This is a genomic window from Shewanella algae (assembly GCF_009183365.2).
GTDB lineage: Bacteria > Pseudomonadota > Gammaproteobacteria > Enterobacterales > Shewanellaceae > Shewanella > Shewanella algae.
This window is the reverse complement of sequence record NZ_CP068230.1, coordinates 3,691,559-3,705,650: the sequence shown is the minus strand read 5'-3', so window position 1 is coordinate 3,705,650 and position 14,092 is coordinate 3,691,559. Positions and strand designations below refer to the sequence as shown.

The window sequence follows — 14,092 nt, the reverse complement described above, 5'->3', positions numbered from 1 at the left end:
TCATCAATAATTAGGGCGTTGTCGTGGTGAGCGGATGGTAATTCGTAGCAACTGTTAGGGATAAAAAGGACAGAATATGAATACAAGGAATAGCATAGTTATTGGGGCTGTTTTACTGTTGATTGCCGGATGTGGTGGGTCACATGACAGTGAGGTGGAACAAGAACAGTTACCCATTGCGGATGCAGGCCAAGCTATGCTGCTGCAAAAAGGGGCAACCGCTGTGCTCAATGGCAGTCAGTCTTACGACCCTGGCGGCTCGCCTCTCAGTTACAGATGGCAAGTTATCAGTAAACCTGCAACCAGCACCAGTACGCTCAGCGATCCGACAAGCCCTTTCCCAAGCTTTTACCTCGATGCAGTAGGTAATTATGAATTCGAGTTAGTGGTAAATAATGGGGAGTATGACAGTTTCCCCGATAGGATCATAGTCAGTGATACAGTCGCAGTTCCTTCGGCCAACGCCGGTCCAGACAGAGCGGCATCTGTGGGGCAGGATGTTACGCTTGATGGTAGTGGCAGCTTTGATCCTGATGGCGATCCGCTGAGTTTCCATTGGGTCTTGAGTCGAAAGCCAAATGGCAGTACGGCACTCTTGGCCAGAAGCGAAACTCCGTTTGCGCTGTTAACACCAGATGTGGACGGGGAGTATGAAATTGAGCTGACGGTGTCAGATGGAAGCAACAGCAGCGCTGTGGATCAAGTGCTGGTCAGTACTTTGAATACTCGTCCTCTTGCCGATGCAGGCCCTTCACTCGCGTATGCATTGGGGCAAGTTGTTACTATGGATGGTACCCGGTCGAGCGATGCCGATGGCGACCCTCTTACATTCAAATGGCATATTGTTTCGGCGCCAGGCGGGAGTGCCGCTACTCTCACTAACGCCGATAAAGCTCGCGCCAGTATTCAACCTGATGTAAACGGTGATTATGTTATTGCACTTGTCGTCAACGATGGCAACATGGACAGCCAGGCGAGCACACTGGTGCTGCATTCAGGTAATCAGCCTCCTGTTGCTCATGCAGGCCGCGATATTTCAGCGCGGATCGGCCAGGTTTTACACCTGGATGGCAGCGGTTCTACCGATGGCAATGGTGATCCGTTAACGCCGCAATGGGCGATAATCTCCAAACCGAAAAACTCATCGGTCACCCTGGGTGATAGCCATACTTTCCATCCCACATTTACACCGGATGTTAATGGCGACTATGTTGTTCAGTTAATCGTTTCTGATGCTATCTTGCCCAGTGCGCCGGATTCGGTTGTCATCTCTACACAAAATACGGCTCCTATCGCCGATGCCGGTCAACCGATGTCGGTGGCCACTGGAAGCACAATTAATCTGGATGGTTCAAGATCCAGCGATGCTGAAGGTTCAGCGCTTAGTTATGCCTGGAGTATAGTGACCGCTCCTACGGGGAGCTCGGCAACGTTGGCTGCAACCAACATAGTCTCTCCTGAATTTACTCCTGATGTCGCGGGGGATTTTGTTTTTCAGCTGATTGTCAATGATGGCGTGTTATCCAGCATGCCAGCCACCGTCATAGTCACGGATAACGATTTACCGCCAACGGCAGATGCCGGTAAAGATCAGTCTGTTCAAACCGGGGTGACAACGACACTCGATGGTTCTCAATCAAGGGATCCAGAGCGACAACCACTCACTTATCTCTGGTCAATACTGTCAAGCCCTGTCGGCAGTGGCACAGTATTAAGCAACGCGACCAGTGTTAATCCTACCTTGGTGCCAGACAGCGCCGGTGACTACATAGTCCAGCTAACTGTGACGGATGCCATTGGTCAAACAGCAACAGACGTTGTGGTATTACGCGATGGCAGCCGTAATACTTTGCCGGTGGCAGATGCCGGGAATGACGCCAAGGTTTTCTTGGGCAGTAATATAGTGCTGGATGGTCTGGCATCATCCGATGCCGATGGTGATCCGCTCAGCTACAAGTGGTCAATGCTCAGTCGCCCTGCGGGCAGTGTTGTTCAGCTTAACAATGATACATCGGCCAGTCCGGATTTTACCCCTGATGTAGAGGGGGATTTTGTTATTCAACTTGTGGTCAGCGATGGTAAGAGTACCTCGTTGCCTGATGTTGTTGTGATACATGACAACAAAAAGAATCTTGCACCCTTGGCCATTATTTCCGGTATAACTGACGGTGTGACAGGGCAGGCCTATCAACTTGACGGTAGCCAAAGTAGCGATCCTGATGGTGATCCTATTTCCTTCAGATGGTTACTCTTAAGCGATCCCGTCAATGGGGTGCTCAATGATCCATCATCAGCTAGACCTAACTTCATACCTACGTCAGCAGGGACTTACTCAGTAGCTCTGAGTGTGAGTGATGGTGTTAGAGATAGCCCCTATGTCACAGCGTCAATTGTAATTAAAGATCCCGCAAAAGGCTCAGCTATCCCGACTCCGGTGGGCCATAACCTTATGATGTTAAGCTCACGCGGTGGTGAGAGTCGAACAGGTTCGCTTATCACTGTTCGTGAGAGTGACTTGACTCAAGCGACTGAAGTTACCAGCTTCCATGGTTTACCTTATCCCATTCAACCGGATGTTCGTCAGGGGTGGTCGGTGCACCCTACTAACAACAAGGCTTATCAGTTGCTTACAAATGGTGGTATCAATAACACAGGTACTATTACCGAATTTATCCCTTCAAGCCAAGAAGCAAGTATGTTTCTCTCATTTCCTGAACTTGAAGTTAGTAGTCACGCCGTAGGTGATTTTTATACCGAATTACTATTCCATCCAGATGGTAAGTCGGCATATACCTACACCCGAGATGGGGGGGCGAACGATGCAGGTGTATTAATCCATATTAATTTTGATCCTGGGAGTGCAGATTATAAGAAGATTTCTGTGATTGCCGAGTTTGGATCTCCTAATGGCGCTTATCCAGGTTTTAATGGTTCTCCAACTACGAAACTATATTGGAATGGTGCTCAAAAAACAGAGTTGATTGCCGCCTTTGGTTATTCACGATTCGAGCAGCGACCTGTGATTAAAATTGTACCAAAGGACGTTCAGGATCTCAGTCAACCATGGGATATCAAACCATTTGGTGATCCTATTTGGTCTAACGGCCGCTATTTCGTGGCCGAGGATGACAGGCAAGTAATAGTAACCAGTAGTAATGATCCGATTTTAAGTGAAAATGGTGCGGGAGGAGCGTTAGGTTTTACCTTACCAGGTTGCCAGAATCCATTCGGTGCCTTTTTTTGGGAAGATCCTCAAGTATATGTCTTATGTCAAGGAAGCGGTGGAGCAGATGCTTTGCTATATGCCTCAAATACTTCAGTTACTCAGCCTGCGCTCGCGGCAACCTTTCGTAGTTTAACCGGCACCGAATTTGGTGGCGTTGTTGCCTCTGATTTACGCGCTGCAATATATAGCGTTGTGAATGATGAGAATGCCAGCGTCTTTATTACATTGCCTTCTCCTGGCGCATATGTGAAGAAACCAACTCTGAGTGAAATAACCAAACCCAATTATGCAATAAGAAACTTGGTTACCGGAGGTGATGAACTTGGTTATCTGTTTATAGGAACCCCCGCCATAGTGACTGAGTCGACAGATAATGTTAATGATCGCTTTATTATCACCACATCATTCGATGGAGGGGTGTATGGGGAGGGGGCAATTATTACCTATGATCGGCAAACAGCAAGTATCGCTAAGATATCTTTAGGTTACCCTACAGGGGGCTTGCCATATGGGAGAATTCTTAAAGCATCATCGGGAGACTACTTCTTTGCAATGAGAGAGTTTTCTGAAGGGAATGGTGCTGATCAAAGTGGTCAACGTGCTATCGCACGATATGACTCTGCTATTGGTGCAGTTGAAATTATTAAACTGGGGGATTCTATAAACCCAGCCATTGGTCTTGCTGATGACAAACAAGGCCATATTTATACGCTTACCAGCGTGCAAAATGGTATAACCAGTTACTATTACGAGCTTGTGCGAATTGATGGGACAAATCTTACTTCATCGCGAATAGCCTCCTATCCCGCGAGCAACAATAATATTCCGGAGACCGAAGTGGTCTTTGATGACAATAATCTTTGGTTCTTCACCGATGAGAGTTTGCGTTGTCATAATCTTGCGGCTAATAGCGATGGTGAGTTGCAGTTGTCTGGCAATTCAGCCCATGAACCGGTTCATGCTGTGACCTTTCCCGTGGCTGGCGGAGATGGTTTTTTCACCACACGCCAAAGCAGTGTAGCTGGGGAGGGGACTATTCAACGTCTTAATAATAATTGCACAACGCCGACTATAATGACTTCCGTCGCTGGTCTGAGCGACCAGCCAACAACAGCCCTAGTCGCAGCCAGCGATGGTTATATGTACTATGGCACCAAGGGCGGTAAACTGATGCGTTATGATAAGCAGTCAAATGCAGTTGCCGAAGTGGCGACAGTGCCGAATCGCTCGATTGTCGGGTTTATCGTTGAAGATTCCAATGGCGATCTGGTGGGGTTTGCATCCAATGGTATTGAACGTGATGATAAAATGTTTGCCTATCGCTTAAGCTCGACAAGTATCACTATCAGCGATGTACCGGACGATACCCCAATCGATGAAGTTTACCCTGGCTTTACCGAGATAAACTAAGAAAGGTGCGAATAAGGGGTTGGTATTTATTCTACGGTAGTGGTCAAATTAACTTGGCCACTACACATACGCCTTAAAAACAAAACGCCCAATGAAATTCATCAGGCGTTTTTATTCAAAAAAGTGTCAACCTATTTTAGGGCCGGACATCAACATAGGAGCAAAGCCCGTCATGCGGGGCGGCTCATTTGAGCTTCTTGGGCTTGATGCCACCGGAGCCGACTTTAACCTTAACTCTGCGGCCGGACATGCTCTTTTCCGCTGCGACTTGCTCCGAGGCGCTGCTGGCGCCCGGCTTTTTCTTGGCGAAGCTGCGGCGTTTTTGCAGTTGCTTGAGCAGGAGATCGCGATTACTCACTTCATAGCCTGGCATCATGATGCGCTTGAGTTTTTGGCCAATCAGTTTTTCGATGTCGGCCAGAGTGCGCTCTTCTTCGCGGCTGACAAAAGAGATGGCGACCCCCGTCTTGCCGGCGCGGCCGGTGCGACCGATACGGTGCACATAGTCCTCTGCCAGGAAGGGCAGATCGTAATTGACCACATACTCGAGATCCGGAATATCCAGGCCGCGGGCGGCCACTTCGGTGGATACCAACACCCGTACCTTGCCTTCCTTGAATTCTCTGAGCGCCCGGCGGCGGCTGCCCTGGGCTTTTTCACTGTGCACCACGGCACTGGCGATACCGTCGAGATTCAGCTCCTTGACCAGATGATCCGCATCTTCACGGGTGGCGGTAAACACCAGCACCTGCTGCCAGTTCTTGCGCCCGATAAGTTCAGACAGGAGTTCACGCTTGCGGCGCTGCTCTACCGGGTAGACCACCTGGCTGACGGTCACCGCTGTGGTGTTTTGGCGGTCGGCCGTGATGACCTTGGGCTTGTTCATTATCTCATCGGCCAGGCGCCTTACCGCGCCAGAGAAGGTGGCCGAGAACATCAGATTTTGCCGTTGCTTGGCGGCGCTCTGAAGTATTTTGTTGATATCGTTGATAAAGCCCATATCCAGCATACGGTCGGCTTCATCCAGCACCAGCACTTCCAGCGAGCCCAGACTCAGGTTACCGGCCAGCAGTTGTTCCAGTAAACGCCCCGGAGTGGCCACCACTATGTCGGCGCCTTGCTTGAGCTTGTTGACCTGAGATGCCGACTTGACGCCGCCAAACAGAGTGGCCACCGACAGTTGCAGGTATTTGCCGTATTGGCGGGCATTGTCGGCAACCTGGGACACCAACTCACGGGTCGGTGCCAGGATCAGGGCCCGGATATTGCCGGGTTTGAGTTCGAGCGGGTTATCCTGCAGGCGCTGCAAAATAGGCAGCACAAAGGCGGCTGTCTTGCCTGTGCCCGTCTGGGCGCTGGCCAGCACGTCCTGACCGCGGCGAACCGCAGGGATGGCCTGTCTCTGAATCGGTGTCATGCTCTCATAACCGCACTCTTTGAGCGCGCGGAGTATTTCGGGGGCAAAACTGTAAGATTCAAACTTCATCTCGATATTCCTGTATTCAACCGCTTGGCGTGTGTCTTAGCTGTTTCGGGTGTCGGCGGCCCTAATGCCGGAAGCTCAGGCCTGAGTAAACGCCAAGTGCCGGGATAACCCGGGCGGGCGCGGAGTATAGCAAAAAAATCCACCAAGGCCTGCTCATTTCTGCTTTATTCTTGCACTGCAAGGATAAATGCCCTGAGGCGCTGCGGATATCACTGTCTCTTGCAGATACAAGAATGCCGCCCGCAGGCGGCATTCTCTCACGATTTATTGGCTTAGCTGAACCAGCCGGCAAACATCTGCTTGAAGTAGTCCATCAGCTTGCTGAACCAGCTGCCTTCGTTGACTTCTTCCAATGTTACCAGTGGGAACTGGGCAATGTCTTTACCATCAAGCTGGAAGTATACCCGGCCGACGACTTCACCCTTGGCCAGCGGTGCGGTCAGTTCTTTGGTCAGTTCGAAGTTGGCCTGCAGGTTTTTAGCCTGACCCCGGTTGATGGTGACAGGAGTGTCAGTGGTTACACCCAAGTCCACTGTGTCACGGTCGCCGTACCAGATCTTCTGAGTGACAAAGCTGTCACCGGCCTTGTAAGGGGTGATGGTTTCAAAGAAACGGAAGCCATAGTTGAGCAGTTTCTTGCTCTCGGCCTTACGGGCGGCTTCACTCTTGGTGCCCATGACCACGGCAATCAGGCGCATGCCGTCTTTGGTGGCTGAGGATACCAGGTTATAGCCGGCACCCGAGGTGTGGCCTGTCTTGATGCCGTCGACATTGAGGCTGTTATCCCACAAGAGGCCGTTACGGTTGTACTGCTTGATACCGTTGTAGGTAAAAGATTTTTCCTTGTAGATATCGTACTCGTTGGGTACATCACGGATGAGGGCCGCGCCCAGCAGTGCCATATCATAGGCGGTGGATTTGTGGTTGTCCGAATCCAGGCCGTGGGAGTTTTCAAAGTAGCTGTCACGCATGCCCAGCTGTTTGGCCCAGGAGTTCATCAGATCGACGAAGGCGCCTTCGGTTCCGGCAATGTGCTCGGCCATGGCAACACAGGCATCGTTACCGGATTGGATGATGATACCCCGGTTCAGATCCGAGACTTTAACCGTCTTGCCGACTTCGATAAACATCTTGGAGGAGTCGGGGAAGTTCTTCGACCAGGCGTTCTTGCTGATGGTCACATCGTCATCGGGAGAGACATTACCCGCCTTGATCTCCTGACCTATGACATAGCTGGTCATCATTTTGGTCAGACTGGCAGGGTTGAGGCTTTCGTAGGCGTTATTTTCCGCCAGTAAGCGCCCTGAGTTGTAATCCATCAAGACATAGGCCTTGGCGGCAACATCCGGTGCATCTGGGACGACTATCGGGGCATTGTTGGCCTGTGCGGCGGAAACTGAGGCACAGGCGAACAACAGAAAGGCTTTCGCGGGACTTTTTACAAAATTCATCATTACCTGAATACGTCTTCTGGTTGGAGTCGGAAAATATGCTGAAATTCGCAGCGAGTATAACATTAGTCGACCGGAGATTTCAGTTAAGGTTCCTTAATTAGTTAAAAATATGGTGGAATTTTGAACGCTTATGATTTTGGTTCAGTCACCATATAGCTGCTCGGGAAGCCTTCCTGCTTCAGCTTTTCCAGCAATTTGGCGGCAATACCTTCATGGCTGACCGGGCCGAGTTGCAGCCTGTATACCGGCTTGGCATCGGTAATTCGGCTCTTGACCTGGTACTTGTTTTCAAGCTCTGAAGCCAACTCAAGCAGACGTTCGCGCGAGCCGGATGCCATCACCTGCACATAGTGCAAATTGTCGCTGCGAAGCTCGGCCATGGTCTGGCTCTCTTCACTGTCCTCAAACAGGACTTCCAGCCTCACCCTGGCGGTGCCTGTCTTCAGCATGTCCAGCCGGTAAGCCGCGGCGTAGGACAGATCTATCACTCTGTCGGGGTGAAAGGGGCCACGGTCATTGACCCTGACAACCACGCTCTTGTTGTTGGCCAGGTTGGTGACCCTGACATAGCTGGGCAGTGGCAATGTCTTGTGCGCCGCCGACATGGAGTACATGTCATAGGTTTCACCGTTGGAGGTCAGATGGCCGTGAAACTTGGCGCCATACCAGGATGCCAGCCCCTCAACCTTGTACCCCTTGCCGGACGGCATCACCTGGTAGGATTTGCCTCTGACCTGGTAATCCTTATTGCCCTGTTTGCTGTAGGGCTCGAACCTGGGGTGGGCATCTTCCACCTTGGAGACATCCGGGGCATCGGCCGGAGGCCTATCATCTTTCATGGTGTAACGGCCCGAGTTGCCGGCACAGGCGGCCAGCAGAATAGAGGCGGTCAGTGGCAGCAATAGTTTAAGTCTTGTCATGGTGGGCTTTGAGTTGTTCACTGAATTGATAAACCGCCATGGCGTACAGCGGGCTACGATTGTAACGGGTGATCACATAGAAATTGTTCAGCCCCAGCCAATAGTCTTTGGCATCGGCCTGTTCCAACTCGATAAGCAGTGCTTTTTGGCTGGCATCCAGATCCCGGTTTTCCTTCAGTGCCACCTCGGGAGAGAGGATATCGGCCACTTGGTAATTGAGCCTTTCTCCCTTCCAGACCTTGGCCTTGGGCGTAGCTGTGGTGCTCAGTTCCAGTGCCACCGGCTCACCGGCTTTCCAGCCGTGACGATGAAAATAGTTGGCTACTGAGCCTATGGCATCGTCGACACTGCCCAGCAGATCCCGCTTGCCGTCACCGTCAAAGTCGACCGCGTAGGCCAGATAGCTTGAAGGAATAAACTGGCCATAGCCCATGGCGCCGGCGTAGGAGCCCAGGAGGGTTTCCTTATCGAGTTGCTCCTCTTTAAGCAGCGTCATCAGCTTGGCAAATTCGCCGCGAAAGAAAGTCGCCCGTGGCGGGTAGTAGAATCCCAGGGTATAGAGGGCATCGATCACCGGGTACTTGCCCATGTAACCGCCGTAGAAGGTTTCAATACCGATAATGGCCACTATGATTTGCGGATCCACGCCATAGGTCTTGGCGGCGCGCGCTATGGTCTGTTCGTGCTGCTGCCAGAAACTCAGCCCGGCTTCGAGGCGCTTCTCGGTCAGAAAAATGGGGTAGTACTGATGCCAGGGTTTGGCCTCCCAAGGACTGGAGATGGCATCCAATACCGCCTGGTTTTTCTGGGCCGAGGCGAGGAAGCTTTCGACTTCTTCTTGGCTAAATCCCTGGCTCCGTTGCTGTTTGATAAAATCCTGCTTGAGCTGCTCGGGAGAGGGCACCTCGGCGGTGGCACAGGCGCTGAGGTTGAGACTCAGCAGCAGGCCCAGAGGTGCGAGCAGCTTTTTGAATGTCGGCATGTAAGGCGTTCCTATCTGTCGATGAAGCGTCTATGGGTGTGAATACTCATTAGAATGCCAAAAGCGGCCATCAATGTCAGCATAGAGGTGCCGCCATAACTTATCAGCGGCAGTGGGACTCCCACTACGGGCAAAATACCGGACACCATGCCGATATTCACAAACACATAAACGAAGAAGGTGAGGGTCAGCGAGCCGGCCAGCAAGCGGGCAAAGCTGGTTTGAGCCCTGGAGGCGATCACCAGGCCGCGGCCGATTACATAGAGATAGAGTGCCAGCAGCAGCAGACTGCCGATGAGGCCAAACTCCTCACCGATCACGGCGAATATAAAGTCGGTGTGGCGCTCCGGCAAAAACTCCAGCTGCGACTGAGTACCATCGAGCCAGCCCTTGCCCCAGAGTCCGCCTGAACCTATGGCAATCTTGGACTGAATGATGTGGTAGCCGGTACCGAGCGGATCGGCCTCGGGATCCAGCAAGGTCATCACTCGATTGCGCTGGTAGTCGTGCATCAAAAAGAACCACAGAATCGGTAGCAGCGCCAGCACGGCGGCGATAAAACCGCCGACAATGGCCCAGCTCATGCCGGAGAGAAACAGTACAAAGATCCCCGAGGCGGCCACCAGAATTGAGGTGCCGAGATCCGGCTGTTTGGCGATAAGCAGAGTGGGGATCAGCAAAATCACCCCTGCACCGGCCAGATAACGCTTCTTCGGCGGCAAGGGAAACTTGGAGATAAACCAGGCCATGGTGATAGGGAAGGCCAGTTTCATCAGCTCAGACGGCTGAAACTCCATGAAGCCCAGGTTGAGCCAGCGTTGGGCGCCCTTGTTGATCTCACCGAAGAAATGCACCCCCAGCAGCAGCGCGACCCCGGCAATATAAATGGGCAGAGCCCAACGGCGAAACACCTCGGGGTTAATCTGGGCGATAAACAGCATCAGCCCAAGGGACAGCCCCATACGGAATAGCTGCCGCTCCATCATGGCCAGGTCTTCACCGCTGGCAGAATAGATGACGAACAGGCCAAAGCCCATCAGGCCCAGGATGCCGAGCAGCAGCGGCAGATCGATATGCATCTTCTGCCAGATATTGGGTTTACGGCTGTGGCTCATGTTTCAACTCCCAGGTATCCCGCAGCAGATATTCATCCAGCATGGCCCGGGCAACCGGCCCGGCGTTGGCGCCGCCCCAACCGGCGTTTTCCAGTACCACCGCAAGCACTATTTTCGGATTTTCGTAGGGGGCATAGGCGATGATCAGCGCGTTGTCGCGCAGATGCTCGTCAATGGAGTCCGCATCATACTTCTCATCTTCGGCAACGCTGAAGACCTGGGCGGTACCTGTCTTCATCGCCGCGGTATAACTGGCATCAGTGAAGCGACTCTTCTGCGCGGTGCGGCGCATGGCCTCGTTGATGATCTCCCAGTTATTTTTGTTTTTCAGCACTATCGGCGGCCTTTCATCCACCGGCGTCTCAATGCGGGCTGTGTTGTCCTTTATGGCCTTGAGCAGGTGCGGGGTAAAACGTTTGCCGCGGTTGGCCAAAATGGCTGTGGCATTGGCCAGCTGCAACGGCGTGGTGGTCCAGTAACCCTGGCCAATCCCGACCGAGATGGTGTCGCCTATGTACCAAGGTTGGTTGTACTTGAGGCGTTTCCAGTCCCTCGATGGCATTACCCCGGCAGACTCTTCGAAGATATCCACCCCGGTATTCTGACCGAAGCCGAATTGATCCATGAAGCCGGAAATCTTGTCGATGCCCACTTTGTAAGCCATGTCGTAGTAGAAGGTATCGCAGGAGTGAACTATGGAGTCATATACGTCCACCCAGCCGTGGCCCCAGCGTTTCCAGTCGCGATATTTACGGTCGACCCCAGGGATCTGCCAAAAGCCCGGATCCCAGATGCGGGTCTTCTCGCTAATGGTTTGATCTTCCAGTCCCAAGAGCGCCAGATGTGGCTTGACCGTGGAGGCTGGGGCATATTGCCCTTGGGTTGCGCGGTTAATCAAGGGGCGCGAGCGGCTGTTGAGCAGCTCGCTGTATGCCTTGGAACTGATCCCGTGCACAAACTGGTTCGGGTCATAGCTGGGGCTGGAGACCATGGCCAGAATCCCGCCGTCTCTTGGGTCTATTGCCACGATTGAGCCGCGGCGGCCATCCAGCAGCTCGGTGGCCTTTTGCTGCAGCTGCAGATCCAGTGTCAGGTAGATATCCTGTCCTGGCTCGGGCTGGGTCACCTTGAGGGTGCGAACACTGCGTCCCAGGTTATTGACCTCTTCCTCCAGATGCCCGGGCAGGCCGTGGAGCAGGCTCTCATAGAACTTTTCTATCCCCTGTTTGCCAATGTCTTTGGTGGCGGCATAGTTTTTCCAACTGCCGGAGCGTTCCAGCGCGTCTCTGTCCCTGGAGTTAATTTTGCCGACATAGCCCAGCACATGGGTCAGCAGGCTGCTGTAGGGATAGTGGCGTTTAAGACCGGCATCGACATAGAAACCATCGAACCTGTGTTGGTTAACACTGAACAGGGCCACCTCGTCTTCCGTCAGCCGGGTCTTGAGCGGCAAGGGCTTGAAGCGGCGGTGATATTTCAGTGACTCGGTGAAGCTGTCGCGCTCATCCTGACTGAGGTCGATAACGGTTGAGAGTTCATCCAGCGTCTGCTGCATGTTCTTCACCTTCTCCGGGATCACTTCCAGGGTGTAGAAGGGCAGGTTCTCTGCCAGCAGCTTGCCGTTACGGTCATAGATCAGGCCGCGGCTGGGCGCCAGCGGTACCACTCGGATACGGTTATCATTGGAGCGGGTTTCGTAGTCTTTGAAAGACACCACCTGCAGATAGTAGAGGTTGCCGAGCAACAGGCTGAGCAAAGCGACCACGCAGACAAAGGTAAACAGCGCCCGGCGTTTGAACAGTGCCGCCTCGGCGGCGTGATCATGCATGGTTATTCGCTTTCTACGCGGCAATGGATCCTCTCCGGCTCAAACAGTTAATGCAAAGTCAGCTAATGCAAGTGGCTCTTGGGTGCCTTATTCCCTGTGGTAGGGATGATTGTTGTTGATGCTCCAGGCCCGGTAAAGACTCTCGGCCACCACGACTCTCACCAAGGGGTGGGGCAGGGTCAGGGCCGACAGACACCAGCTTTGGCTGGCGGCTTGTTTACAGGCGGGAGCCAAGCCTTCCGGGCCGCCTATCAGCAGGCTGACATCCCGGCCATCGAGCTGCCATTTTTCCATGGCAGAGGCGAGTTCCGGAGTAGTCCAGTTCCTGCCCGGCAGATCCAGAGTGACGATATGGTTGCCCTTGGGAATCGCGGCCAACATGGCTTCGCCCTCTTTTTGCAGAATACGGGCGATATCGGCATTCTTGCCCCGCTTGCCGGCAGGAATTTCAACCAGCTCCAGCGCCATGTCCCTGGGGAAGCGGCGCTGGTACTCGGCGAAACCCTTGCTGACCCAGTCCGGCATTTTGGTGCCTACGGCAACGAGTTGCAGTTTCATCAGGCGTTGGCGTCAGACCAGAGTTTTTCCAACTGGTAATGTTCGCGGGTTTGCTCCTGCATCACATGCAGAATCACATCACCCAGATCCACCAGAACCCAGTCGCTGCTGTCGCGGCCTTCTACGCCCTGAGGTTGCATGCCGGCTTGCTTGGCTTCGGCAACCACATTTTCAGCAATGGCGCGAACATGGGTCTTGGATGTGCCTGAGCAGATAACCATAAAGTCGGTCACGTTGGACTTTTTGCTGACATCCAGCACGACTATGTCCCGAGCCTTGAGATCATCGACCTTGTCGACAACAAATTGTTTCAGTTCTGTGCCTTGCACGCTGAAGATCCTCTCATGTTTTTGATCAAGCGCAGTAGTATATCAGCGCAGGCGGGCAAGTCCCATAGCATTTATCGTCCATCCACCGCAGTTAACCGCCAAGATAGAGGCGGTTTGCGACTATATACTCGAGCACGGCTTTGGGCATGGCGGCGCGGCAGGCATTAATGTCACCGGCAGCGATGGCGCGGCGAATGGCCGTGGAGGAGAAGGGCTGCGGCTTGACCGAGAGGCTGATGATTTTGCCGTATTGTGCTTTTTCAATGCCACCGCTACTGCTATTGCCATTTGCATCGTCACAGACTCTTGCCGCCAAGGCCTGGGTGACCGAGCAGCCTCTTTGGGCCAGTTCGGTTTGGATTTCGGCGTCCTTTGGCAGGTGCCAGTCCGGGCGCTTGCAAACCACCAGGTTACACAGGGAAAACAGCCGCTGCCATTGATGCCAGCTCGGCAGTGACAGCAAGGAATCTGTACCCATGATGAATTGAAATTCGGCGCCAGGGAAAGCTTGCTGCAGCGCTTCCAGCGTCGCGACGCTATAGGAGGGGGCATTGCGCTTGAGCTCGATATCGCAAATGTCCATATCGGGGAACTCGTCGCAGGCCAGTTTAAGCATGGCCAGGCGCTGCTCGCTGCTGGCGGTGGCCTTGGCTTTGTGCGGCGGAATATGGTTCGGCAGCAACCAGAGCTTATCTAGCTCTAGCCGGGCTTTGACTTCGGCCGCGGGTTTGAGGTGACCATAGTGAACTGGGTCGAAAGTACCGCCCATCAGCCCGATACGCAT

General features: G+C 53.1%; 10 protein-coding genes. 1 reads left to right on the top strand and 9 read right to left on the bottom strand.

The window, feature by feature from the left end; translation table 11 throughout:
- Window positions 1–76: 76 nt before the first annotated feature.
- Window positions 77–4,636, top strand: coding sequence for a PKD domain-containing protein (locus tag E1N14_RS16635; protein ID WP_152134822.1), 4,560 nt, complete (start codon window positions 77–79; stop codon window positions 4,634–4,636).
- 184 nt (window positions 4,637–4,820) lie between these two features.
- Here E1N14_RS16635 and E1N14_RS16630 read toward each other — a convergent pair whose 3' ends face one another.
- The 9 genes from E1N14_RS16630 to nadD form a co-directional block, all read right to left on the bottom strand.
- Window positions 4,821–6,122 (bottom strand): DEAD/DEAH box helicase, encoded by a 1,302-nt coding sequence (locus tag E1N14_RS16630; protein WP_028781592.1) that lies wholly within the window; start codon window positions 6,120–6,122, stop codon window positions 4,821–4,823.
- Window positions 6,123–6,394: 272 nt separating this feature from the next.
- Window positions 6,395–7,576, bottom strand: coding sequence for a serine hydrolase (locus E1N14_RS16625; protein WP_025011671.1), 1,182 nt, complete (start codon window positions 7,574–7,576; stop codon window positions 6,395–6,397).
- Window positions 7,577–7,704: 128 nt separating this feature from the next.
- The gene (locus tag E1N14_RS16620; RefSeq protein ID WP_025011672.1) at window positions 7,705–8,496 is read right to left on the bottom strand and encodes a septal ring lytic transglycosylase RlpA family protein; all 792 of its coding nucleotides are present in this window, start codon (window positions 8,494–8,496) and stop codon (window positions 7,705–7,707) included.
- Window positions 8,483–9,478, bottom strand: coding sequence for a lytic murein transglycosylase B (gene mltB, locus E1N14_RS16615; protein WP_062793840.1), 996 nt, complete (start codon window positions 9,476–9,478; stop codon window positions 8,483–8,485). Before mltB ends, E1N14_RS16620 begins: the two co-directional genes overlap by 14 nt.
- An 11-nt stretch (window positions 9,479–9,489) precedes the next feature.
- A complete protein-coding gene (gene rodA / locus E1N14_RS16610) occupies window positions 9,490–10,593 on the bottom strand; it encodes a rod shape-determining protein RodA (RefSeq protein WP_025889581.1) in 1,104 nt (367 codons plus the stop codon).
- Window positions 10,577–12,421 (bottom strand): penicillin-binding protein 2, encoded by a 1,845-nt coding sequence (gene mrdA, locus E1N14_RS16605; protein ID WP_025011673.1) that lies wholly within the window; start codon window positions 12,419–12,421, stop codon window positions 10,577–10,579. The genes rodA and mrdA overlap by 17 nt, the downstream gene beginning before the upstream one ends.
- An 87-nt stretch (window positions 12,422–12,508) precedes the next feature.
- Window positions 12,509–12,979, bottom strand: a complete 471-nt coding sequence (rlmH, locus tag E1N14_RS16600; protein WP_039034324.1) for a 23S rRNA (pseudouridine(1915)-N(3))-methyltransferase RlmH — start codon at window positions 12,977–12,979, stop codon at window positions 12,509–12,511.
- On the bottom strand, window positions 12,979–13,308 hold the full coding sequence (rsfS, locus tag E1N14_RS16595; RefSeq protein WP_025011675.1) for a ribosome silencing factor: 330 nt from the start codon (window positions 13,306–13,308) through the stop codon (window positions 12,979–12,981). Before rsfS ends, rlmH begins: the two co-directional genes overlap by 1 nt.
- A gap of 91 nt (window positions 13,309–13,399) precedes the next feature.
- Window positions 13,400–14,092, bottom strand: coding sequence for a nicotinate-nucleotide adenylyltransferase (nadD, locus tag E1N14_RS16590; RefSeq protein ID WP_062793839.1), 693 nt, complete (start codon window positions 14,090–14,092; stop codon window positions 13,400–13,402).